This is a genomic window from Nostoc sp. MS1 (assembly GCF_019976755.1).
Classification (GTDB): Bacteria; Cyanobacteriota; Cyanobacteriia; order Cyanobacteriales; family Nostocaceae; genus Trichormus.
In genome coordinates this window covers 2,576,245-2,601,346 of the sequence record NZ_AP023441.1, presented here as the reverse complement: position 1 = coordinate 2,601,346, position 25,102 = coordinate 2,576,245, and the positions used below count along the sequence as shown (strand labels likewise).

Genomic DNA, 25,102 nt, shown 5'->3' with positions numbered 1-25,102 from the left:
AATCTCATTGTCTTACATTTAAGGAAGTAAACGCTTCTGAAATTGCAAAGCTTTTTGAGCATCAGGAATTTCCGCCGCTAACATTTGAATAAATTCGGCGCGAGAATGTGCAGCACTGCCAGACTTTATTACTTTTTGGACTAGGAAAGTGGCAATTGGCCCAATTAAGTTGAGTAACTCTTTCTCACATTCACGGATAACAGAATCATTTATTTTATTAATATCTGGCTGTGTTTGTTGTGGGGTATTAATAGGAGTATTTTCATCCTTGCTAGTTTGTTCTTCTAGTAAAGATATTATTTTTTGCTTAAACTCAGTTTGTTGATTTCCTGTTAAATGCGAAGATAAATTATCTACTAATTCTTGATAGTTAGATACTGATACTGCACGCTGTAACAAAGTTCGACCTATGGGGCCGACAAACTTCATGAGTGTATTTTCTAAAGAGTGATACTGTTCTGCGGAAAGAATTAAGCTATTTTGACTATAACAATCATCTACTGATTGTTGTGATATGGTCACTGGAGATGGTTGCATTAATGTTGATGGTGCTTCAGTTACTTGTGTCTCTATGTGAGGATAAAAGTTATTTTGTAGCGCCTCTAAAACCTCATTTGCAGACTGATAACGCAGTTTATTATTAATAAGTACCATCTTTGATAACACAGATGCTAACTCAGGACTAACTTTGGCTCTATATTGCCAAAGAAATTCTCCAGTAGCAGGATCTTCGCCTAATTGTCTAGGATGTACCCCTGTTAGCGCTTGAATACAAACCATACCTAAAGAATAGATATCGCTGTTAAGGTGTGGTTTACCCCGAAACTGTTCTAAAGGCATGTATCCTGGTGTGCCAATAGCAATTGTCATTTCCGTTTGTCCACTAAGTCCACTTATCTGTGTTTGGACTTGTTTTACAGCTCCAAAATCTATCAGCACCACCTTACCATCTTCTAGCCTTCTGAGCATATTTTCTGGCTTAATATCTCGATGAATCACTTGATGAGAGTGAATAAACTTCAAAATATCTAAGCTTTGCTGCAACAGTTTGACAACCTTGTCTTCTGACCAAGGTTGATGAGGTGGCATTTCTACTTTCAGTGAATGCCCTTCAATAAATTCTTGTACCAGGAAAAATTCGTGATTTTCCTCAAAGTATGCTAAAAGGCGCGGAATTTGGTCATGATGTCCTAATTTTTCTAGTGTTTCGGCTTCGCTGTTAAACAGCCGTCTGGCCGTTTCCAGAAACTCTGGGTTATGGGTGACAGGCTGAAAGTGTTTGACTACGCATTGGGGCTGACCAGGACGTTGAGTGTCAATTGCGATATAAGTTTTACCAAATCCACCTCCACCCAACATTTCGCGGATTTGATAACGACCGACTAATACAGTACCTAACATTGTATGACTTTAGCTAAGTCTTACATTTATCTTGACATAATTACTAAATGAGCAAATAAAAGCTATGTTAAAAATACAGGTAATTATTTTAACATATATATAAATCTAATTTCTAGATATTAAAAACCTTTTGGAGCTTATGCAGTATTTATGGATTGGGTAATGCCCACACAGCCATGATACGCGGGAAATGCTCACCCTATATATATTTTCAGAATCAAGTAAGAGTCATAGAAAAATTTAGTAGTTTTTTATTGTGTCTACTACCCTAAACCCAAAAACTTAGAAATCAAAGGTAATAGTTTACTCACAGCTTCAATTAATGTTGCTGTGGCTGGTAAACCAGTCATTGTCCCTTTCAAAATTTTCAGCGCAGTTTTTGCAGCTTTCTGTTTTGTTTCTTCTTGGGGATTTTTCCCAGCTTCGGCTAAGGCTTGTACTTGCTCTAAGGCTTCGGCTTTATCTTCATCAGATAAATCTGTTTCAGCTTCTATTGCTGCTTGTAATTGTGTCAATAATTCCTTGATTCCGGGTTTTTCTGGTTCTTGTGCAGTTGGTAATTGGTTGATGGTATTTGTCACTGTACCACTAATTTCGCCTAAATTTAATGCTTGTCCACTAGCGTTAAAATCTCTGCCAATATTGCCAATATTAATATTACGGCTGGAGTCATTACTATTAGTCATAGCTTTAGTTTCTACTTTATTATCAACTTGAACATTAATTGGCTTATTTGCTAACAAGCTAATAATTTCTTTCATATCTGCGCTCTGTTGGCGATAAATTGTGATTTCATTATCCTTAGCTTGCAATTGCGCTTTATATTTTTCCTCGACAGCTTGCAATGCTAACTGATAATTCTGCATGAAATCACTATGAATCTTTTCTTTATCTGTACCATCAGGTACGTCAAGTTTAACAACAACTACGCCATCACCTTTATTTGCAATGCTTTGGATAGCTAACTCTGTATCTTGATTATCTTCTTGGACTTTTTTGAAAGTGCTAACAAAAGCTTTCCAGTCTATGCCATTGCGGAAAATTAAATCGACAGTATTTAAAACTTCTGCAAATAGTTTTGTAAATTCACCTTGTTGAAAGTCGCCACTACTGGGACGGCGTTCTCTATCATCAGTTCCAGGATGGGGATTTTCTAGAAGATAGATAAAGCGACAATCGACATGATCTAATTTAGTTGTACTTTCAATATTCCATGCTTCTACACAAGCACCAGTCATTTGAGCGCGAGTGAAATCAGTACCTACAGCTTGAGCTAGAGTTAAGTTTAACCACTCTAAACAGGCTCCTGCAAATGTGGCTTCAGTAATATCGGTGTCTTTAAAATTAGCTTCTTTTAAATCTGCGCCTATGAGGTTTGCGCCTTTTAGGTTAGCACCAAAATATGATTTATTTCTGCCATTTAAACTAACTAGCAAATTGAGAATATCTCGTTTAGCTAATATTGCATCGCCTACTCTGGCAAGGTCTAGTTTTTTAGATTCATAAAAACGAGTGCGTGTTAGATTTGCTATTCTGAAATCTGTATTTTTGAGAGTTGCTCCAGTCAGGTCAGCATCAGTTAAATCAGCACCAAAGAAGCTTGTACCGCCTGTTGCTGCAAAGGTAATGGCGAATGAGCGAATCCAAGCATCTTTTTCATCTCCTTCTAGACTACGCCAGCCAATATAAGCAATAAATAATGTGAAAGCTCCGGCTCCGGCTACGGCTACGACTAAGACTTCGGCTCCAACTCCAGTTACGGCTCCAGCTACGGCGAAGGCTACGACTTCGGTTACGCCTACGGCTACGGCTACAGCTATGGCTCCTGCTCCGGCTACGGCTCCGGCTACGGCTACAGCTACGGCTACGGCTCCGGCTACGACTCCGGCTCCAGCTCCGGCTACGACCAAGGCGAAGGTTACGACTCCGGTTATGGCTCCGATTCCGGCTACGACTCCGGCTACGTCGAAGCCTCCAGCTACGACGAAGGCTATGGCGAAGGCTATGGCTACGGCTACGGCTACGGCTCCAAAACCTGCTGTTAAACCTTTACGAACAGTCACAATACAAAAAACTATAAGAATAATTAAGCTGATCATTCCTCCATTGAAGTTTTCAGTTTCGCTGAGGTTAAAAGCATATGCTACAAATGAACCCAGAAGAATTGAGAAAAAACTTGATATTGCTGACAACAACCATGAGCCTATAAGCAAACTAACAATCAAACGTTTCTGTAGTCCAGCTTTAGCACCTGTGAAATTAGCCCCTTTGAGAATAGCCTTGCTAAAATTAGCGCCTCGAATATCTGCTTTACTAAAATTAGCTCCAGTCAAGTCTTGACCTTTAAATGAACGACCTCGCAAGTTTTGACCGGAATAGTCTGGTGGCATAATCGCATCACTAAGGGTTTATACGGAGGTTTTATACAAGTTTACTATGTAATTTTCCTGTTTCTGCCAAAATGAAGGGATTGTGAGTGTCATGAAGACATAGAGATTTCCTATTTTTAAAAGCTCCCCACCACCTTTTTTGTAAACAGAATGAAAATTAGCAGACTGGGGATGGGCAGGGTTTATCTTTAGTTATAAAGACTAAATCCTTTACTATTTCTCTTTAAAGTCGTAATGGCAACTAGCAATTTTTTACCCGATCCCGAATCAGGTCAATCAATTCGTCCTGATTCAGTTCCCAGAGTGAATATACCGACGGTGTTCAGACTCGGATTATTTCAAATGGGTCTGAGTATGATGTCAATTTTGACTCTGGGTGTACTCAACAGAGTCATGATTCAAGAAATAGCGATTCCGGCAACATTAGTAGCTGTGGTGTTGGCTTTACCTGCGTTTGTGTCTCCTTCTCGCATCTGGTTTGGTCAGATGTCTGATGCCAAGCCTTTGTGGGGTTATCATCGCACAGCTTATGTTTGGGTAGGGGCGGCTGTATTTGCGATCGCCGCTTTTTTAGCTGTACAAGTAATGTGGCAGTTAAATGCTGTCGCCAATAACCCTAGCGGTTGGGTGTGGACTACTCAAACTATGGGCTGGACGGCAGTTCTCTCGTTAGTTTTTGCCATATACGGTCTAGCAATTTGTGCTAGTGGTACGGCTTTCGCCGCTTTATTGGTGGATATCTCCGAAGAAGATAACCGTTCTCAAGTGGTGGGCATAGTTTGGTCGATGTTGATGGTGGGAATTATTGTTGGAGCAATTATCAGTTCTAGCTTACTCAAACAATTAACACCAGAAGCCACTGTAACTACCTTGCAAGCCGCAGTTAATCGGTTATTTATTATCGTCCCAGCAATTGTATTTGCGTTGTCAATTATTGCAACCCTTGGTGTAGAGAAAAAATACTCTCAATATACCAAGCGTTCCACTCTCGTAAACAGAGAAGATAGTATTACTTTAGGTGCTGCTTGGAAGATTTTGACAGCTAGCCCTCAAACAGCGTTGTTCTTCACTTTTTTAGTAGTGATGAGCATCAGTTTATTTATGCAAGACCCAGTAATTGAACCTTTTGCGGGTCAGGTGTTTAAGATGCCTTTGGCAGAAAGTACCAGACTGAATGTTTTTTATGGCATAGGTATTTTAATTGCCTATGGTGTGACTGGCTTTTTTATTGTTCCGCGCTTGGGTAAGCGGCGAACTGCACGCCTGGGTTGTGTGCTGGTGGCATTTGCGGCATTATTGCTAGGCGCGTCAGGCTTTTCGGCTAATCCTGCTTTTTTGAAGTTGGGTTTGGTATTGTTTGGTTTAGCCACTGGTTTTGTCACTACGGCAGCAATTAGTTTAATGTTGGATTTAACAGTTGCAGAAACCGCAGGTACATTTATCGGTGCTTGGGGACTGGCGCAGTCCTTAGCTAGAGGACTAGCAGTAGTTATAGGTGGCGCAGTCTTGGATGCAGGGAAAAAAGCATTTCCTACCTTAGAACTAGCTTACTGTTTAGTATTTGTACTGGAAGCAGTGGGGATGGTGTTATCGATTTGGTTCCTTAACCGCGTGAATGTGACAGAATTTCAAAGCACTACCAAACAAGCGATCGCTTCTGTGTTGGAAAGTGATTTAGATTAACTAAAAACAAGCATGAGTGATTTTTGGACAACAGTTCTCGAATTTGCCCAAACTACTACCACCAGAGTAGGCGCACAATTAATGCAGGATTTTGGGCAAGTGCAGGCTTTGCAAAAAGCCGATGGTAGTTTGGTAACGCAAGCAGATAAATGGGCAGATCAAGAAATTCGTGATGCGATCGCAGCTAATTTCGCTGGTTATGGCATATTAGCAGAAGAAAGCGATCGCACCTTTCCGGGAACAGAATGGTGTTGGGTGATTGATCCCCTAGATGGGACAACAAACTTCACACGGGGTATTCCTATTTGGTCGATTTCCTTGGGTTTACTTTATCAAGGCACACCAATTTTTGGTTATGTTTATGTACCGCCCCTTAATCAAGCCTTTCATGGTTTCTACCCAGGTACATCAGGTTTAGCTACCCCATCAGGAGCCTTTCTTAATCATCACCCCATCCATACCAGTAACGATGCTCCCAGTAGCAACCACTTCTTTAACCTTTGTTCCCGCAGTCTCTCGGTTGTACAGAATGGCTTTCCCTGCAAAATTCGGATGTTGGGTGTAGCGAGTTACAACTTCCTCACTGTGGCGACAGGGGCGACACTAGGGGGTATAGAAGCAACGCCAAAAGTTTGGGATATAGCAGGCGCATGGGTAATTGTGCAAGCGGCTGGCGGTAGCTGGGTATCCCTTAACAGTGAACCTTTTCCTTTAATAGCAGGGGAAGATTATAGCGATCGCTCTTTCCCTACCCTCGTCGTCAGTCGCTCAGAATTAGTCCCCTACTTCACACCCTTGATTTAAGATGTAATTCCACTCAACAGTCAATAGTCAATAGTCAATAGTCCACAGCAGTCCTATTTTACCCAAAATGTAAAGGTGGGCATTGCCCACCCAGCCTTTTCAACGCGAACAAATGAACTAGTAGATTTTCACCTCGTTCTACTTACACCATTTCCAAAAATTTTTGTAAAAAATGAATTGGCAATAGGGGCGCACAGTACAGCGCTCCTACATTGATATATTTCTGGTGGTGCAGATAGTTTCAAACAGCATTTGTTAGGGTAGTGAAATAAGGGTTACTGACTCGCCTAGCAAATCGCTAACCAGAGGTGATTATGGCTCACTTAAATCTTCGTCGCCTGGAAAATACTGAGGGCGATTTTTATGTCGATACTACCTGTATTGATTGCGATACCTGTCGCTGGATGACACCGGAAGTTTTCTATCGTGCTGATGAGATGTCAGCAGTGTATCATCAACCTGCAAACGAGACAGAAAGATTAGCAGCACTGCAAGCACTTTTATCTTGTCCTACAAGTTCTATTGGTACAGTTGAAAAACCCAAAGATATCAAAGTGGCTCAGGAAAATTTTCCTATTTTAGTCGATGAGAATATTTATCACTGTGGCTATCATTCAGAAAAATCCTATGGTGCAGCCAGCTATTTAATTCAACAGCCCGAAGGAAATATATTAGTAGACTCCCCACGCTTTACACCGCCTTTAGTGAAACGGATAGAAGAAATGGGGGGAATTAAATATATGTATTTAACTCATCGGGATGATGTGGCAGATCATCAAAAGTTCGCTGAACATTTCCATTGTCAACGTATCTTGCACGCTGATGAAATTTCTACAGGTACTCGCAATGTAGAAATACAATTATCTGGTACAGAAGTATTTACTTTACAACCAGATGTCTTAATTATTCCCGTCCCTGGTCACACTAAAGGACACACAGTTTTACTATATAAAAATAAGTTTCTGTTTACAGGTGATCATCTTGCATGGTCAGAAACTCGGCAACAATTAATAGCATTTCATGATGTATGCTGGTATTCTTGGGCAGAACAAATTAAGTCCATGCGGCGATTAGCTGATTACTCTTTTGAGTGGGTATTGCCAGGACATGGGCGACGTTTTCATGCTGATGTTGATACAATGCGTCAGCAGATACACAAGTGTATTGAGTTAATTGCTGATCAGCGTCAACCTTTAACATTCAACAGTTAAGAGGTTATTTTAAGAGTGGTTGGCTGTAATTTTAGACACTCCTTGATCCCCCCTACCCCCCTTAAAAAGGCTACGGTGTACACACATCTTTGTGCTGAGTGCAAAATGTGGTTAGATCCCCCTAAATACCCTTAATAAGGGGTATTTAGGGGGATCTAAAAGTATTTGATACATCATGAAGGACTTTTAAAATATCTTCTAACAGTCAACAATCAACAGTCAACAATTATCATTGATTTGGTATTTTCAATTGCCTCTATGGTTACTCTGTCTCCCAACCTCAAAACTAGACTTGCTCAACCCCTAAAAATCGGCTCATTTGCAGTTAACAGCCGTGTTCTTCAGTCGCCTTTGTCGGGGGTGACAGATATGGTGTTTCGCCGCTTGGTACGTCGCTATGCACCAGATTCGATGATGTATACGGAAATGGTCAATGCTACGGGTTTACATTATGTTAAGCAGTTACCAAAAATCATGGAAGTAGACCCCAACGAGCGACCAATTAGTATTCAGTTGTTTGACTGTCGCCCTGATTTCCTAGCAGAAGCCGCAGTCAAAGCTGTTGCGGAAGGCGCTGATACTGTTGATATTAATATGGGTTGTCCGGTAAATAAAATTACCAAAAATGGTGGTGGTTCTTCTTTATTACGCCAACCGGAAGTTGCAGAAGCCATTGTGCGGGAAGTGGTGAAAGCTGTTGATGTACCAGTCACCGTCAAAACCCGTATTGGTTGGAATGATAAAGAAATTACCATTCTCGACTTTGCCAAGCGGATGGAAGATGCGGGAGCGCAAATGATCACGGTGCATGGACGCACCCGCGCTCAAGGTTACAATGGTAATGCTCGTTGGGAATGGATAGCCCGTGTGAAAGAAATTCTTTCCATTCCGGTAATTGGTAATGGGGATATATTTTCAGTGGAAGCGGCGGTGAGATGTTTGGAAGAAACTGGCGCTGATGGGGTGATGTGTTCCCGTGGAACTTTGGGTTATCCGTTTTTGGTGGGAGAAATTGACCATTTCCTAAAAACTGGGGAAATTTTGCCAGCACCAACGCCAATTCAACGTTTGGAATGTGCTAGAGATCATTTACAGGCTTTATGGGAATATAAAGGCGATCGCGGTGTCCGTCAAGCCCGTAAGCACATGACTTGGTACGCTAAGGGTTTTGTCGGTGCGGCTGAACTACGTGGACAATTAAGTGTAATTGAAACAGTCCAACAAGGTTTAGATTTAATTGATAAAGCCACTGAACAGTTAACTCATGGCTATGAGGTTGTCGAGGAAGCAGATAACTTTCAAGTTGCTTAAGACTAAACGTGAGAGGGTGGAGTAAAAATATTCTCCTCTCTAGCATCTCTCTCAGGACAGTGTATTGTACATAACCTGGAAGCTTTATAAAATTCAGTTCGCCAAGGCTACACTAAGAAAGTAAAGAAATGTAAATAAATAGATTTGGCGATCGTGGAAACAATTACTTTAGGGAAAAATGGCCCTGCTGTCACACCCCTTTGTATTGGAACTTGGGCTTGGGGTGATAAACTTTTCTGGAATTATGGCAATGGCTACGGCCCGGAACAGTTGCAAGAAGCATTTAACGCAGCATTAGAAGCTGGTGTTACCTTCTTTGACACAGCAGAAATCTACGGGTTTGGTTTATCAGAAGAATTATTAGGAAAATTCATCAAGCAGGCAAACCAACCTGTACAAATTGCCACGAAATTTGGCCCTGTACCTTGGCGCTTTACAGGCCAGTCTGTTTCTGATGCCTTAACAGATAGTCTTAAAAGACTACAACTTGAGCGGGTAGACTTGTACCAAGTGCATTGGCCGTTTGCTTTTTTGTTAAGTCAAGAAACTTTGTTAAATACCTTAGCGGATGAGGTGAAGCGCGGCAGAATTGCCTCTGTTGGTGTAAGTAATTACTCAGCATCACAAATGCGTGAAGCGCATCAAATTTTAGCTGCTAAGGGTGTACCTTTAGCGGTGAATCAAGTCCGCTATTCTTTGGTAACTCGCCAAATAGAAACTAACGGGATTTTTGCAACTGCGCGTGAGTTAGATGTAACTATTTTGGCTTATAGTCCCTTAGCCCAAGGGTTACTTACAGGAAAATATTCCCCTGAAAGTGGTGAAACACCGACAGGTGCTAGAAGTATAGACCCAAGATTTAATAAAGACGGATTGCAAAAAATTACATCAGTAACATCACTACTACGTAGCTTAGGTGAAAAATACGATCGCACTCCTGCGCAAGTCGCCCTAAACTGGTTGATTGCTCAAGGTAACGTAATTCCTATCGCTGGAGTCAAAAACGCCAAACAGGTACAGCAAAATGCAGGCGCGTTGGGTTGGAGATTAAGCGACCAGGAAGTTCAGGATTTAGATAAAGTTACTCTTGAGTGGAAATAATACCAATTCGTAATTCATAATTAAGAAATTTGGATATAGCAAGGTTTTCCTGGGCTATATCTTTCACTATTTTTTGGAAAGTTGGGATACGGCTTTTAAATTCAACCATAAAGGGATGGGGTTTGAATGAGGAAAAAGTTTTAGCTTTTTTTCGCCCACTAGGGGCGAGGTTTTAAGGTAAATGAACAAAACCTTTCTTCTCCAGAGGTCGAAGAACAATTTCCACAATCCACCGAAACATATCCATGACCCTCATCCCTAAACACCCAGTCCCCAGTATGATAAATATTAGAGACATTTTGTAAATAAATTTCAAAGAGAGACTATGGCGATTTTGACACTGGGATGGGTATCACTGTTAGTTGTGTTTACTTGGTCGATTGCGATGGTAGTTTGGGGACGTAACGGACTGTAGGAGAATCGTGGAAAGTCCATTCCTAAGTATTTTGGCTTTAGTAGCCATAGTGCTATTACTCGCTGTTACAGGCGGCGTTGGTTATCTAACACTAGCAGACTGGCGCGATCGCCGTCTTCGAGACAACGAAAAGCGCGAAGTCCGACGCAGCACACCCAAACGGCGCTAGCGCGTTTCAGTTGTTGTTTGTCAGTTGTTAGTTGTTTCTTGCTCTGGTTTAATCAATTCTTTGTCAGAATTTTCATTTACTTTAAAACAACTGACCACTGACCACCAACTACTGACCACTAACAAACAAATGCTTTTTTAGGGATACGATTAGCTCGTATCCCTAAATTTTTTATGAAGATTGTGTAGTTAATTTAGTAGTTTATTTACTGTTTACTGAAACTTGATAATTGCTAACAAGTGTTACATTTGTTAGACAATTGGGAACAATAAGTAGACAAGACTTTTTGATATTTTAAGTCCCAACAAAATGGAAAACTTGTATCAAACACAACCCCTACAAAACCCTACCGAGCAAGAACATCAATTAGACATGAAAACAGCTTTGTCTATGATAATTGCTCGGATTCGTCAGTCTCTGGATATAGAAACGATATTGCAAATTACTGTTAGGGAAGTACGTCAACTATTACAGACTGATCGGGTGGGAGTGTTGCGTTTTTATCCTGAGTTGGGATGGGAAGGAAAATTTATATATGAGGATGTAGGTAGTGAGTGGAGTTCTGTCCTCACAGCTAAACTTGGCGATCGCTGTTTTGGTGAGGAGTTCGCTCAACCCTATCAGCATGGACAAATCACAGCAACTGCTGATATTTACGAACTTAAAATTAGTGATTGTCAAATTCAGACGCTAGAAAAGTTGCAAGTACGTGCTAATATAACCGCTCCCTTGATGAGAGGAAAGGATTTATGGGGATTGCTATGTATTCATCAATGTGATAGACCCAGACAATGGAACGCATCAGAAATTGAATTTGTACAATTAATCGCTGAACATTTAGGAGTGGCTTTACAACAAGCCGAATATCTAGAACAGGTAAAAGCACAATCAGCACAATTAGCACAAGCCAAAGCCAGAGAAAAAGCCACACAATGGCAAAGAAGCATGGCGATCGCTATCGAAAAAATTCGCCAGTCCCTTGATTTAGAAAATATTTTCCGCACCAGTACCACAGAAATTAGAAAACTATTAAATGCAGATCGCGTGGCTATTTACCGTTTTAATCCAGATTGGAGCGGTGAGTTTGTCTTTGAATCTGTTGCTGATGGTTGGATTTCTCTGATAGATGAACAGGTAAATAATGCAGAACTCAGAAAAAATGTTAGTGAATGTAGCGCCAAAGATTTAGCTACTATCCCTGTAGTGGATACTTACCTACAACAAACAGATGGTGGGCTATTTACAAAATGTGAAATTTATCGAGTCTGTAATGATATTTATAATGCAGGCTTTAGCGACTGCTACATCAAGATATTAGAAAGTTACCAAGCTAGAGCTTATGTAATTATTGCTATTTACCACGGTCAAAAACTATGGGGTTTGCTAGCAATTTATCAAAATACAAGCAAGCGTGAATGGCAAGAAGATGAGGTATACTTACTGACTCAAATTAGCACCCAACTGGGTGTAGCATTACAGCAAGCAGAATATTTAAAACAATTAAAAACCCAAGCCGCAGAACTTACCAAAGCTGCGGAAAGACAAAGAGCGTTAGCTAACACTGTTGAAAAAATTCGTCACTCTCTCGATATCGATACCATCTTTAAAACTACTACTCAAGAAGTTTTACGTCTGTTAGAAGTAGAAAGAGTGGCAATTTATCGCTTTTATTCTGACTGGAGTGGTGAATTTGTTGCTGATTCTATTGTTGATGGCTGGACACCAATAGTTAAACCACAGCCTTTCACAGAACGGCTACTACTACAAAGAACCCAAGCTGGTAAGTATGCACGTAATGAGGTTTTTGTACCTATTTCTCAAGGTGATAAGTTGTGGGGATTGCTAGTAGCTTATCAGAACTCCCAACCCCGTTATTGGCAAGAAGAAGAAATTAACTTACTCGCGCAAGTTGGGGTGCAGTTAGGGGTAGCCTTACAGCAAGCTGAAACTTTAAAACAGGTACAAGTACAAGCCACACAATTAGCAAAAGCTGCACAAAGGGAAAAAGCATTAGCTGCGACAGTAGAGAAAATCCGCCGTTCCCTGGACTTAAATACTATTTTTGCTACTAGCACCCAAGAAGTGCGGCGACTTTTAGAAGTAGAGCGAGTGATTATTTATTGTTTCAATCCAGATTGGAGTGGTGAATTTGTCGCCGAATCTTTAGCTGAGGGTTGGACACCAGTTAGCCAACTTCAACCTGTAGTTACAGATGATTATTTACAAAGAACTCAAGGTGGATACTTTGTTAATGGCAAAAATTTAGTTATCAAAGATATTTACGGTAGTGATTATTCTCAATACCATATTGCTCTGATTGAAGCTATGCAGGCAAGAGCATATATAATTGTGCCAATTTTTCAATGTGATAAAATATGGGGATTATTAGGTGCTTATCAAAATACCAACCCCCGTGATTGGCAAGAAGATGAAGTAGATTTATTAGTGCAGATTGGTACTCAATTGGGAGTAGGAATCCAGCAAGCGGAATTACTCGCACAAACAGAGCGTCAAAAAGAAGAAATCATTCATACTCTTAAAGAATTGCAAGCCACTCAAAGCCAGCTAATTCAAAGTGAAAAAATGGCTGGCTTAGGGCAATTAGTAGCTGGAGTAGCCCATGAAATTAATAATCCTATTAATTTTATTTACGGTAACATTACATATGTTACAGAACACATAGATAATTTGTTCAAATTAATAAATATTTATCAACAAAAGATAGACATTAAAGAAGAAGTAACAGCAATAGATTTAGATTATATTGCTGAGGATTTACCAAAAATACTTGGTTCTCTAAAATCGGGTGCTGAAAGAATTTCCCAGCTAGTCTTATCTTTACGCACTTTTGCTCGCCTTGACGAAGCCGAAATGAAGCCAGTTAATTTGCATGATGGTATTGATAGCACTTTATTAATAGTTCAACATCGGCTGCAAGCTAATACTAATAATTTCTCTATAGAGATTGTTAAAGAATATGATTATCTCCCGGAAGTAATGTGTTATGCAGCCCAAATGAATCAAGTATTCATGAATATTATTAATAATGCAATTGATGCCATAGAAAATTCTCAAAATGCAGGAGAAATAACTGAAAAACCACAAATTACAATAAGGACAAAGTTAGAACAAAAAAACATTGTGATTTGTATTGCTGACAATGGTTGTGGGATTCCAGAAGAAAAGCGATCGCGCATTTTTGAACCCTTTTTCACTACCAAACAGCCAGGACAGGGTACAGGCTTAGGTTTATCTATTAGCTATCAAATTATTGTGGAAAAACATGGTGGGCAAATTAAGTGTATTTCTGAACTAGGTAAGGGTACGGAGTTTTGTATAGAAATACCAGTTAAGTAAGTCGGTGGGAAAAAACAAAACTAAGTTAAGAAAGGTAAATAAAGCTATAACCCTCTTCCCTCCTGCCTTCTGCCTCCTGCCTCCTGCCTTGCCATAGCGATAATTTTTAACACTGAGCTACTTAATTCGTAATTCGTAATTGTTAAACTACTGTAAAAATAATAAACCTTAGAGATGCGATCGCAAATTAGGCGATCGCATTTTTGCCTTTACCTAGTCAATAATTGGCGGCGGAGTAAATCTAGGGCTGTACATGCACTTAAATGACGGATAAAAGAGCGATCGCGCATTGTACCAAACTGATATTTAAAGCTTTTGACTTCATCTTTTGGCCCAGCTAACCCGATATAAACCAAACCTACAGGTTTTGTCTCAGTTCCCCCAGTCGGCCCAGCAATACCCGTAATACTCAATCCCCACGTTGTTGACAGACGAGTTTTCACACCTATAGCCATTTGTTCAGCTACAGTATCGCTGACTGCACCCCATTTCTCTAAATCTTCCGGGTTCACTCCCAACAACCCCTCCTTCACCGAGTTGTCGTAGGAAATGACACCACCCCAAAAATAATCAGAACTACCAGAAATCTCTGTTAACATTTGCCCTAACAAACCACCAGTACAAGATTCTGCTACCGATAGTGTTTCCCTAGACGCGCGTAACAAATCACCCACCACAGAAGCCAAGGTATCACTATTGACACCATAAAAATCTAAGCCAGCAATTTCTTTAATTTGCTTTTCTACAGGCACAATTAAAGCATCGGCGGCGGCTTCTGAGGGTGCTTTTGCACAAACACGCAGCCTCACCTCTCCTTTGCCTGCATAGGGCGCTACTGTGGGATTAGGCAAGTTGAGTAAATCTGTTACCTTTTCTGCCAAAGCAGATTCCCCAATACCCCAAAACTTGAGACTGCGACTATAAATAATTTCTTTTCCCCAACCTTGACTTTTAAGAAACGGGACGGCTGTTTCTTCCCACATCCGGTGCATTTCACTAGGTACACCAGGAAAAGTGAAAATCGTCACATCAGGACGGGGTTGCCAGATGATGCCGGGTGCTGTACCAGTGGGATTAGGTAAAATGTCTGCCCCTTGCGGAATTAAAGCTTGTTTGCGGTTGCTTGGTGTCATTACCCGACCGCGTTGAGCAAATTTTTGGCTAATATCTTCAATAATTTCTGGACTTTCTACCAAAGGTGAGCCAAAAAAATCAGCAATGGTTTCACAAGTGAGGTCGTCTGGTGTAGGGCCTAGTCCACCTGTAAAAATCAAAATTTTGGCTCTGGAAATAGCAATTTCTATAACTTGCTTAATTCTGTCTGGATTATCCCCAACTACAGTTTGATGATAATGAGGAATACCGAGTTGAGCTAGCTGCTGCGCTAGATATTGAGCATTGCCATTAAGAATATCCCCTAAAAGCAGTTCAGTACCAACACAAATAATTTCTGCACTCATGTAATACCAATTCAAAATTCAAAATTCAAAATTCAAAATTAGAAATCCAGACAGAACAAGGCTTTGAGACTGTGTATTTGTCGCCTTCTTTTTTCAAATTGGTATAATTAAGTAAAAAGGCAAAGGCACTAATACTACTTTACTTATTTACTTTTGCTGAGAAACTTTCCACGCTCTCCAAATCACATAAGTTAACAGCGATGTGGAACCACAAGCATAAGCAATGCTACTAGGTACGCCAGCTAAAACTAACGCTAGACTACCTACCCACAAAGTCAAAGTATAAATCAATAATACAGTCCAGCGATGGGATAAACCAGCTTGTAATAATCGATGGTGGAGATGGCGTTTATCAGCCACCCAAGGCAACTTACCACGGCGGATACGAGACAGAATTACCGCCGACATATCAACAATGGGAACTGCCAAAATTAAATAAGGCAAAATTACAGCCGTAAACGCCGGGATTTTTACCAAACCAATAACACCCACAGCCGCCAAGGTGAAGCCCATAAAATAAGACCCGCCATCACCCATAAAGATTTGTGCGGGGTTGAAATTGTAGCGGAGAAATCCCAAAGCCGCACCAGCTAAGGCGGCTGCAATTAAAGCTGCTGCTGGTTGGTGCATAAACAAGGACACAAGCAGCATCACCACAGCTGCAATTCCCGAAACCCCAGATGCTAACCCATCTAAACCATCAATCCAGTTGATAGCGTTTACCATCCCCACTAACCATATAACTGTGATGGGCAAACTCAGCCAGTTGAGGTCAACTATCCCCATCAAGGGAACAGTCACAAAATCTATGCTGACACCTGCTTTCCAAGCACCAGCCGCCACAATAACTTGTATAATTAAACGCCCCAAAGGAGACAGGTTTAATAAATCATCAGCTAAACCAATCAGGAAAAAGCCCAGACCACCTAAAACAACGCCCCAAATTTGCCATTCTTTTTCTGGGGAGAGGTTATTAAATCCACCCAACCACCAAACGACCATGAGGGAAAGTATCGTACCCGCAAAGATAGAAACCCCCCCCAGACGTACCATTGGACGGTCGTGAATTTTGCGATCGCCTGGTCTATCTAAACGTCCACTTTTTATACCAATATTCCTCACATCAGGCGTAGTCCAGAGAACGACTACCGCCGCTACCAAAAAGGCAATCAGATGATAAATCTGAGCAGGCATCTGTATATTTAATGAGTAGTTTATGAAACAAAAATAATCAAACAGACTTTCTTACATATTTTTACTACATTTCAGACCCTGATCAGCGAGAAATTTAGGAGTGGGGAGTGGGGAGTGGGGGAGCAGGGGGCAGGGGGGCAGGGGAGAAAAAACAAACTGTTAACTGTCAACTGTCAACTGTCAACTGTCAATTACCTCCTGCCTCCTGCCTCATCCCTACACCAAGACAGGCACAGGAATCTCCAAGTGTGGATACAAGGGGAAGCGATCGCACAATGCGGCTACCCGGCGTTTACAATCTTGAGCTACTGTTTCTGAGTCTGGGTTGAGTAGGCGATCAGCGATAATATTACCGATTTCGGTAAATTCATCTACTCCCATACCTCTTGTTGTCATAGCTGGGGAACCCAAACGCAAGCCACTGGTAACAAATGGTGATTGAGGATCGAAGGGAACGGTATTTTTGTTAGCGGTAATATTTACTTCACTCACCAACTGATCTGCTCGTTTACCTGTCATATTCACAGACCGCAAATCTACTAACATTAGGTGGTTGTCTGTACCGTCTGATACTAATTTCAATCCACGATTTTGTAGTTGAGATGCCAAAACATTGGCGTTTTTAATTACTTGCGCTGAGTACTCTTGAAACTCTGGTTTTAAAGCTTCGCCAAAAGCAACTGCTTTCCCAGCAATTACATGTTCTAAAGGCCCGCCTTGAGTTCCAGGGAAAACTGATTTATCTAATTTCTTCCCAAGTTCTGCGTCACGGGTCAAAATCAAACCACCTCTGGGGCCACGTAGTGTTTTATGGGTGGTGGTTGTGACTACATCACAGTAAGGTATTGGGTTGGGGTGGAGTCCAGTTGCTACTAAACCGGCAATGTGAGCAATGTCCGCCAGCAAGTAAGCGCCAACTTCATCGGCGATGCTACGGAATTTTTCAAAGTCAATAATTCGAGGATAAGCAGAGTAACCACAAATTAAGAGCTTGGGACGCTCCCTAAGCGCCAGCTCACGAATTTGCTCGTAGTCTAGTTGTTCTGTTTGTTGGCTCACACCATAATGGCTTACTTGAAACCACTTTCCAGAAACGTTGACGGGGGAACCGTGGGTGAGGTGTCCACCATGAGACAAGTCCATCCCCATAATTGTGTCTCCTGGTTCCAATAAGCTCAGGAAGACAGCAAAATTAGCTTGTGCACCGGAGTGGGGTTGGACGTTGGCGTGAGCCGCACCAAATAGCTGTTTAGCGCGGTCAATGGCGATTTGCTCGATTTTATCGACAAATTCACAACCGCCGTAGTAACGCTTTCCTGGTAAACCCTCAGCGTATTTATTTGTTAGTACCGAACCTTGAGCCGCCAACACAGCCGCCGAGGTAAAGTTTTCACTAGCAATTAACTCCAAGTGGTCGCGTTGACGTTGGAGTTCTTGATTAATTAATCCGGCGATCGCCGGGTCAGAATTATTGAGAAAATCTGAGTTTGTTCTTGTCACTTCAACTATACCTAATGGAAACTTGCAAAACCGTTGATTTTGTTTGAACGCAGCTTTTAAATAAAACTCCCCCTTGGGGTTCGCCACTCGCCTCTCTTCTCTACAAGAGGCTGTGCCAACGCGAACAACGGGAGGAACCCGGAGGGCGCTGGTTTTACCAATCAAGAGTTCAATCTATTTTGGCAGCCGTACACCTACAATTCATCGTAATCTGTACTATTGACTTTTATTTATGCTGGTTTATTTATTATCAGCTTTTTGTTAGTGGTCAGTAGCTACTTGTATTTGAAAATCATTGTGTATTTTCCTGCAATAAAATCTTCCGTTTGCCGACGGGGCATCCTGACGACCCATAAACTAGAACAGGCTGTCTGGAGGGACTATTCTACGAGAAAATCTGGAATGTTTTTGCTTTAGCAGTCCTCTGATAAGAAAGCAAGCTATCAACCAAATCCAAAAGCGACTAACAATTGACTACTGACTACTAACCAAAGGAGTAATAATTTATATATGACATCTTACCCAAAGAGTTAATCTCCGAGATATACAACATACAATAAATTTAGGTTCACTTGGCGATTTGAATAGAAACTGCTGAGTGTTGAGGAGTTACAGGAGGAATGGAGATGTTAGTCATTTTAATGGACGATCAAATCCTCGCCCCTGAGCGGGTTTGCCAATCTTGTTTACTCGCTAACGGTAGTGGCCAACCCCGATGGCGCGGTGGCAAACTTAGCTGTGGTCAAGCTATTCGTCAACTTGCTCAAGAGCAACCAGAACAGTACGAATGTCTCATGGGTTTTCGGGTTGCCCAGATAGAATAATCATAATTGCCAGTAATGCTGAGTAACTGCGTTATCCTAAGCTCAAGTAGGTCATAAAATTTAGCCACAGGAGAACGCACGATGACATGGCGCGGGTCTACAACCATCAAAGATAGAATTTTTGCTTGTTTACCTTACTTGTTGCCCATAGTTGATAGTTTAATGTTTGGGAGTTTTTTATTTAGGAACTTCCCCGCGCTACAAGTACTGCTAATACCATTGCAGCCAGTGTTGATAATTTACGAAAGCTTGGGACAGTTGGGTCAACTTCTCATGTTTTTTGCCTTATTTATATTTGTGGTGAGAAATGAAAAGATTAATCATTTCATTCGTTTCAACACCATGCAGGCAATTCTGCTGGATATCGTCATATTTTTGTGTTCTATATTAGTGCGAATTTTGACTCAGGTTCCTGGCACTGCCTTTGCAATAGAAACATTAGCCAATACCATCTTTTTGGGTATTGTCGCTGCCGTTGTCTATTCTGTGGCTAATTCTTTGCTAGGACGTTACGCAGAAATTCCTGCCATCTCAGATGCAGTTTATATGCAGGTGCGCTAGAGTTAACGGGTTGCCACGGTGTTTTCTAAGCGACCGATACCTTCAATTTCTACACGGATGCGATCGCCTGTATGCAATGCTCCTACACCCTCTGGCGTACCCGTTAAGATTACATCACCAGGGAGCAATGTCATTACTTGACTGATATATGACACCAAAAAATCGGGGGCAAATACCATTTGGTCAATCCCAGCCGATTGTACAGGATTGGTGTCATCGTTGAGAAAAGTTTGTAATTTTGCCCCAGGACTCAATTCTCGGACAATCCAAGGCCCTATGGGGCAGAAAGTATCAAACCCCTTAGCTCTTGTCCATTGTCCATCTTTCTGCTGCAAATCTCGTGCTGTGACATCATTGGCGATGGTGTAGCCCCAAATTTTAGTTTGGGCTTCTTCTGGTGTGCAGTTACAAGCGCGATCGCCAATTATTAACGCTAATTCTCCCTCATAATCCACCCTTTGCGACTGCTGAGGATATTTTATTTCTGTTTCCGAAGCGATAATTGTTGTTGGTGGTTTGAGAAAAATCAGTGGTTCACTAGGAACTGATGTTCCCATTTCGGCTGCATGATTGGCGTAATTTTTGCCCACTGCGATAATTTTAGAAGGAGCGCAGGGAGCCAAAATTTGATAATGGTCTGGTTCTAAAATTAAATCCGTTGGTTGTCCCTGTAGCCACGGTGGAGCATCTAGAACCTGCACATTGAAAGATGGTTGTAGCAACCCATAGTAGACTTTACCTTCTCGGTTTTGAACTCGCACGTAGCGCTGCGCCATAATTTTGATGAATATCCTTGATGTTAGGGCAGATAGACCTGATGATTCAATTTAAAAACTGGTAAGATTATAGTTCCTTGTTGCTCAAATATTGATTGATGCGAGTAGTTATTATCAACTAATTGTATAAACCAATACAAGCAGCCAGTTGTCCAAAAGGAGACTAATATTATCATGTCCACAGTTTACGAAACTTTATACATCCTACGCCCAGACCTGACAGATGAACAGGTAGACCAAGCGATCGCTAAATACCAAACCATACTTCAAGATCAAGGTGCGACTGATCTAGAAATTCAAAATCGGGGTAAGCGCCGTCTAGCTTATGAAATCAAAAAGCAGCGTGATGGAGTTTACGTTCAATTTAACTACAACGCACCTGGAAATGCGATCGCTGTTCTAGAGCGTGCTATGCGGTTGAGCGAAGAAGTAATTCGTTACTTAACAGTTAAGCAAGAAGTAACCGAAGAAAAAGAAGACAAAGAGCCTGTGACCGCTTAATATAGTCTCTAAACTAATTTTTACTGAGCGTTGGGTTAGCACAACTCAACACTCAGTAGTTATCAAGTTATGTTCACTGTTGACTGTTAACTGACATACTCAGTACTTAGCACTCAGCATTGACGACTCAGCACTTACGACTCTTTTAAAAAAATTTTACCTTCTGACTTTTTTTTTATTTAGTTGGGAATGCTAGATTAACAAGTACTTGCCAAAAGCAGTACTATTGCAGTTAGACATAAGGTTCGACATTCGTCAATGGGAACTGTAAGCAACCGTGAGCCAAACTGATACACCCAACATCCAAGCTCTATCAACGGAAATATCGCAGCTGCGTCAAGAACTACAGTTGCGAGACCAACTAGTGCAACAGCTATCTCAGGAACTCTTTCGGTTAGTCAAGGGCAACACTAATTTTATGCCCCCCTTGCGAACTGAGTCTGAGCCTGATTTGAGTCAGATACAAGCCTTGCGAGAACAATTACAAGCTGTTGAACAGCAAGTGACGTTTTATCAAGAGCAAATTACAGAACGTGACACTGAAATTTACCAACTGCGTCAGTCAGTACAAGAACTAACTGATCGTAGCCGAATGCTGGAGCAAGTAGTACAAGAATTACCTCAAATTTACCGCCGTAAATTTGAAGAACGTATGGCTCCAGTTAGAGAAAAAGTATCAGTACTACAGCGAGAAAATCGGCAATTACAAGCAGAACTGCAAAGTGTTAGTTATCGTCTGGCATTAAAAACCCGTACTTCTAGCCACAGTGGCATAGATTTACCAAACTTCCCCCGTCCAATATCAGGACAAGGTGGTATGCCTAGTGTACAGAATGCTTAGGTTCTCTAAAAATTTATTTTTTGAATCTTGACTCTGTGGAGTCAAAACATTTTTAGTAATAAATTAACTAGATATTGAGTAATACCAATTCTCAAAAATTAAGCAGCAGATGCAGAGCAGGAAAAATTTTGTCACATCTGAATTTTCTTAATTGGGTAAGCATTAAACTTACCGTAAGCTTTATGAATTGGTATAACTCCTCATCTATAAGATTTGCTAATTCTTTAGTTCCATAGCTTTATCAATTGATAATTGACAATTGTTTCATTCAAGGCTTCCGCCGTGAGCGTCAGCCGAACGGTTTAAGACCTCTCCTTTCAAAGAGAAAAAATCAAAAAATAGATCCTTTTCTCCAATCCTCTCAGTTAAGCGCGAGAGGGAAAAAGTCAATTGTTAATTGTCCATTGTCCATTGTCCATTGTTGAATGAGCGATCGCAATTTGCAAGAATCCCTAGTATAAATACTCACGCATAATTTGAGTTAGATAACTTTAATACCAATACCTTGGTATGAGCTACGCCGACGATAGGTGCAGTCATAGGTAATGGTAAAAATGATGGTTTTGAAAAGAAGCTACCACTTTCTATTGACCTCGCCACCTATCCATCGTAAGATATTGGATTAGCTCACTAAAGCGAGATTACCACCGTTAACGAGGGTAACAATATCTTCGTAAGTGTCGAAAATTTCAAACACAGAATCTAATTGAGTGAGTTCTAAAATCAATCTGACTGGAGTTTGTACATTACACAGAACTAAGCGGCAACCAAGTTGCCTTGCAGAAGTAAGTCCTTTAACTAATGAAACTAACCCGGAGCTATCCATAAAATCTACCTCGGCTAAATCGATAACCCAAAGTTGATCCGGTTGCGATCCTGCCTGAGTCATCTGTTCCGATAAAGCCAAGCCACCTTGCAAATCTATACTGCCTTGGGGCTTGAATAAAACTAGTTGTTGTTCTTGTGTAATAGTCATAAATTTTACTAAGTAAACTGCACACTTAACAAAAGCAAGAAACGGCTATTAATACTGATTAATTCCCTCAACAAAGTTGCTGTGCTATTCGTGTAAACGAAACACAACAGCTACATAGTTGACAAATTGTCTGTCAGTATTCATGCCGTATAATTTGTGTTAACTTTCATCAATATAGGCACAAACGCTTAATGATTTCAGTATCAAGCGCATCTTTTACATAATTTTTATATTTGTCCAGGGCTTTTATAAATTTTTTATAATAAACAGTTGATTTATGTCCGTAATTATGCGGTTGTGCTATTTAACGGCACTATATTGTATTGTCAATACGCACACAGCAGTAGATATAAGTAACGCAAAATCATCATAATATCCAAAGGCGGCTTGATTGACACCCCAGGCATAAACGAGCCAAGATAGGTTATATGGTAAAAAATTGTAAAGACGGCGGTGCGGGATGTCTCTTGAGCTGATTTCACTAGAAAACATTCAGGAGTTTGCCCATCAGTACGGTTACTGGGCGATTTTTTTAGGAATATTACTAGAAAATTTGGGTCTTCCCATACCCGGTGAAACTGTAACTCTAGTGGGTGGATTTTTGGCTGGCAGTGATGAATTGAATTACTGGCTAGTTCTCAGTGTCGCCGTTACAGGAGCCGTAATTGGCGCTAATTGCGGTTACTGGGTTGGTAAACTAGGCGGCTGGCCTTTCTTGCTGCGAATTGGGAAGATTTTTCGGATATCTGAAGAAAGATTATTAAATATCAAAGAACAATTTAGTCAAAATGCTGCTAAAGCCGTATTTTTTGGCCGCTTTTTTGCATTGTTAAGAATTTTTGCGGCTCCTTTGGCAGGTATAGCTGAGATGCCTTTTGGAAAATTCTTTGCGTATAACTTAGCAGGGGCGACAGCTTGGGCTAGTTTGATGGTGACATTAGCCTTTTTCGCAGGTAAAGTAATTTCCCTCGAACAATTAGTTGCTTGGGTAAGTCAGTTTGCCATTGTAGCTGTCCTTATACTCGCAGCGTTAATTTTCGTGCCGATATGGCTGGAGTCTCGTCAAGTTAAACGGGCGGCTGAGGAGTAGAGGAGATGAGGGAGTAGAGGAGATGAGGGAGTGGGGGGAGATGAGGGAGTAGGGGAAGTGAGAAGTTCTGAAAATTTTGAATTTTGAATTTTGCGGAAAGTTCTGTAGGAGGGTTTCCCTCCGTAGGAAACTTTCCAAGACGAATTTTGAATTGATTACTCCCTCATCTCCCTTACCCCTAACCTCTATCCTTCTGCGCCCAAATACGTGTGGGTAGTCCCCAAACGTAGATGAAGCCTTCGGCAGCTTTGTGGTCAAATTGGTCTTCTGCGCCGTAGGTGGCTAAGTCTGGGGTGTAGAGTGTGTTCTCACTCCAGCGTCCAACTATGGTGGCGTTACCTTTGAACAGCTTTACTCGCACAGTTCCTGACACTCTTTCTTGGGTCTTTTGAATAAAAGCATCTAGGGCTGCTTTGAGGGGACTGTACCACAGACCGTTATAAACTATTTGGCTGTATGTCTCTTCAATGCCTCGTTTGTAATGGCTAACGTCTGCTGTCAAGGTCAAGCTTTCTAAGTCACGGTGAGCATGAATTAGCACCAACATCGCGGGAGATTCGTAAATTTCTCTTGATTTAATTCCCACTAGTCGGTTTTCAATCATGTCGATGCGTCCGACACCATGATTTCCCACTATTTGATTGAGTTCGTGAATTAGTTCTACAGGATTTTTAGGGGTACCGTTGATGGCGGTGGGTATACCTTGGGTAAATCCTATCTCAATGTATTCTGGCTCATTAGGGGTGTCTGCGATCGCCTTCGTCATTTCATAAATTTCTTCCGGCGGTTCAAATGTAGGATCTTCTAAGGAGCCAGCTTCTACACTGCGACCCAGCAAATTCTTATCAATACTGTAAGGTGAAGACTTTTTCACTGGTGCGGGGATACCAAACTTTTCACCATAGGCGATGGTTGCTTCCCGACTCATCCCCCATTCTCGCGCCGGGGCAAGGATTTTGAGGTGAGGATTGAGGGCGGTACAAGAAACATCAAAACGCACCTGATCGTTACCTTTACCTGTACAACCATGTGCGATCGCATCAGCACCGTATTTTTCTGCCGCTTCAACTAATATCTTAGCAATCAACGGCCGAGCTAAAGCAGTTCCTAGCGGATAGCGATTTTCATATAGGGCGTTGGCCTGAATCGCGGGAAAAGCATAATCTTTAATAAAACTTTCTTTGACATCCGCTACTAGGGATTCACTTGCACCCGATTTTAAAGCTTTTTCTCGGATTGGTTCTAATTCATCTCCCTGGCCTAAATCTGCTGCGAGGGTAATTACCTCTTCTACTCCCCACTCTTGCTTCAAGTAAGGAATACAAACGGAGGTATCCACCCCACCAGAATATGCCAGAACAACCTTTTTGGCGCGACCCATTGCTTTCTCCAGTTAGGAAAACAAATAATGAGTCATTATTATATCTAACTACATAGGGTATATTTTCTCTAAATGCTGAATGATTGGGAATTAGTAGGAAACAGGGGACAAGGGACAGGCACAATATCTGTGCATTTTTTGTCAGAGCTTGATGAT

21 protein-coding genes are annotated in these 25,102 nt (G+C 41.3%); 13 read left to right on the top strand and 8 right to left on the bottom strand.

Annotated elements, in window-relative coordinates:
- Positions 1–18: 18 nt before the first annotated feature.
- Together NSMS1_RS11270 and NSMS1_RS11265 are read right to left on the bottom strand one after the other, a co-directional pair.
- The gene (locus NSMS1_RS11270; protein ID WP_224093213.1) at positions 19–1,401 is read right to left on the bottom strand and encodes a serine/threonine-protein kinase; all 1,383 of its coding nucleotides are present in this window, start codon (positions 1,399–1,401) and stop codon (positions 19–21) included.
- Positions 1,402–1,664: 263 nt separating this feature from the next.
- Positions 1,665–3,791 carry a pentapeptide repeat-containing protein gene (locus NSMS1_RS11265; protein WP_224093212.1) on the bottom strand — a complete coding sequence of 709 codons (2,127 nt, stop codon included), beginning with the start codon at positions 3,789–3,791 and terminating at the stop codon, positions 1,665–1,667.
- Between the two features lie 234 nt (positions 3,792–4,025).
- On the opposite strand from NSMS1_RS11265, the gene NSMS1_RS11260 reads away from it, so the two are divergent.
- The 8 genes from NSMS1_RS11260 to NSMS1_RS11225 all read left to right on the top strand — a co-directional run bounded on the left by NSMS1_RS11260 (position 4,026) and on the right by NSMS1_RS11225 (position 13,842).
- Positions 4,026–5,474 (top strand): BCD family MFS transporter, encoded by a 1,449-nt coding sequence (locus NSMS1_RS11260; RefSeq protein WP_224093211.1) that lies wholly within the window; start codon positions 4,026–4,028, stop codon positions 5,472–5,474.
- Between the two features lie 12 nt (positions 5,475–5,486).
- Complete coding sequence (locus NSMS1_RS11255; RefSeq protein ID WP_224093210.1) at positions 5,487–6,278, top strand: inositol monophosphatase family protein; 792 nt, start codon at positions 5,487–5,489, stop codon at positions 6,276–6,278.
- A gap of 314 nt (positions 6,279–6,592) precedes the next feature.
- The gene (locus NSMS1_RS11250) at positions 6,593–7,489 is read left to right on the top strand and encodes an MBL fold metallo-hydrolase (protein WP_224093209.1); all 897 of its coding nucleotides are present in this window, start codon (positions 6,593–6,595) and stop codon (positions 7,487–7,489) included.
- 258 nt (positions 7,490–7,747) lie between these two features.
- Positions 7,748–8,800 carry a tRNA dihydrouridine synthase DusB gene (gene dusB / locus NSMS1_RS11245; RefSeq protein WP_224093207.1) on the top strand — a complete coding sequence of 351 codons (1,053 nt, stop codon included), beginning with the start codon at positions 7,748–7,750 and terminating at the stop codon, positions 8,798–8,800.
- A 153-nt stretch (positions 8,801–8,953) separates the two neighbouring features.
- Complete coding sequence (locus NSMS1_RS11240) at positions 8,954–9,901, top strand: aldo/keto reductase (protein WP_224095202.1); 948 nt, start codon at positions 8,954–8,956, stop codon at positions 9,899–9,901.
- 325 nt (positions 9,902–10,226) lie between these two features.
- A complete protein-coding gene (petN, locus tag NSMS1_RS11235) occupies positions 10,227–10,316 on the top strand; it encodes a cytochrome b6-f complex subunit PetN (RefSeq protein ID WP_010998401.1) in 90 nt (29 codons plus the stop codon).
- A 7-nt stretch (positions 10,317–10,323) separates the two neighbouring features.
- The gene (locus NSMS1_RS11230; RefSeq protein WP_224093204.1) at positions 10,324–10,485 is read left to right on the top strand and encodes a hypothetical protein; all 162 of its coding nucleotides are present in this window, start codon (positions 10,324–10,326) and stop codon (positions 10,483–10,485) included.
- Positions 10,486–10,794: 309 nt separating this feature from the next.
- Complete coding sequence (locus NSMS1_RS11225) at positions 10,795–13,842, top strand: GAF domain-containing protein (RefSeq protein ID WP_224093202.1); 3,048 nt, start codon at positions 10,795–10,797, stop codon at positions 13,840–13,842.
- A gap of 209 nt (positions 13,843–14,051) precedes the next feature.
- On the opposite strand, the gene NSMS1_RS11220 is transcribed toward NSMS1_RS11225, so the two are convergent.
- From NSMS1_RS11220 to glyA, 3 genes are all read right to left on the bottom strand, one after another.
- Positions 14,052–15,302: a competence/damage-inducible protein A gene (locus NSMS1_RS11220; protein ID WP_224095201.1), complete on the bottom strand. Its 1,251-nt coding sequence runs from the start codon at positions 15,300–15,302 to the stop codon at positions 14,052–14,054.
- 147 nt (positions 15,303–15,449) lie between these two features.
- Positions 15,450–16,496, bottom strand: a complete 1,047-nt coding sequence (locus NSMS1_RS11215; RefSeq protein ID WP_224093200.1) for a glycosyltransferase family 4 protein — start codon at positions 16,494–16,496, stop codon at positions 15,450–15,452.
- A 216-nt stretch (positions 16,497–16,712) separates the two neighbouring features.
- Complete coding sequence (glyA, locus tag NSMS1_RS11210) at positions 16,713–17,996, bottom strand: serine hydroxymethyltransferase (protein WP_224095200.1); 1,284 nt, start codon at positions 17,994–17,996, stop codon at positions 16,713–16,715.
- A 626-nt stretch (positions 17,997–18,622) separates the two neighbouring features.
- On the opposite strand from glyA, the gene NSMS1_RS11205 reads away from it, so the two are divergent.
- Both NSMS1_RS11205 and NSMS1_RS11200 read left to right on the top strand, forming a co-directional pair.
- Entirely contained in the window at positions 18,623–18,820 is a 198-nt protein-coding gene (locus tag NSMS1_RS11205; RefSeq protein WP_224093199.1) for a hypothetical protein, read from the top strand.
- A gap of 81 nt (positions 18,821–18,901) precedes the next feature.
- Complete coding sequence (locus NSMS1_RS11200) at positions 18,902–19,381, top strand: Tic20 family protein (protein ID WP_224093198.1); 480 nt, start codon at positions 18,902–18,904, stop codon at positions 19,379–19,381.
- Positions 19,382–19,383: 2 nt separating this feature from the next.
- Here the strand turns inward: NSMS1_RS11200 and NSMS1_RS11195 are convergent, their stop codons facing one another.
- Complete coding sequence (locus NSMS1_RS11195) at positions 19,384–20,157, bottom strand: fumarylacetoacetate hydrolase family protein (protein WP_224093197.1); 774 nt, start codon at positions 20,155–20,157, stop codon at positions 19,384–19,386.
- A 174-nt stretch (positions 20,158–20,331) separates the two neighbouring features.
- Between NSMS1_RS11195 and rpsF the strand changes: the two genes are divergently transcribed.
- Together rpsF and NSMS1_RS11185 are read left to right on the top strand one after the other, a co-directional pair.
- Complete coding sequence (rpsF, locus tag NSMS1_RS11190) at positions 20,332–20,658, top strand: 30S ribosomal protein S6 (protein WP_224093196.1); 327 nt, start codon at positions 20,332–20,334, stop codon at positions 20,656–20,658.
- Positions 20,659–20,935: 277 nt separating this feature from the next.
- Positions 20,936–21,499, top strand: coding sequence for an Npun_F5560 family protein (locus NSMS1_RS11185; protein ID WP_224093195.1), 564 nt, complete (start codon positions 20,936–20,938; stop codon positions 21,497–21,499).
- A 622-nt stretch (positions 21,500–22,121) separates the two neighbouring features.
- On the opposite strand, the gene NSMS1_RS11180 is transcribed toward NSMS1_RS11185, so the two are convergent.
- Positions 22,122–22,475, bottom strand: a complete 354-nt coding sequence (locus NSMS1_RS11180) for an STAS domain-containing protein (RefSeq protein ID WP_224093194.1) — start codon at positions 22,473–22,475, stop codon at positions 22,122–22,124.
- 460 nt (positions 22,476–22,935) lie between these two features.
- On the opposite strand from NSMS1_RS11180, the gene NSMS1_RS11175 reads away from it, so the two are divergent.
- A complete protein-coding gene (locus NSMS1_RS11175; RefSeq protein WP_224093192.1) occupies positions 22,936–23,565 on the top strand; it encodes a DedA family protein in 630 nt (209 codons plus the stop codon).
- A 178-nt stretch (positions 23,566–23,743) separates the two neighbouring features.
- On the opposite strand, the gene NSMS1_RS11170 is transcribed toward NSMS1_RS11175, so the two are convergent.
- The gene (locus NSMS1_RS11170) at positions 23,744–24,946 is read right to left on the bottom strand and encodes an argininosuccinate synthase (protein WP_224093190.1); all 1,203 of its coding nucleotides are present in this window, start codon (positions 24,944–24,946) and stop codon (positions 23,744–23,746) included.
- Positions 24,947–25,102 lie beyond the last annotated feature (156 nt).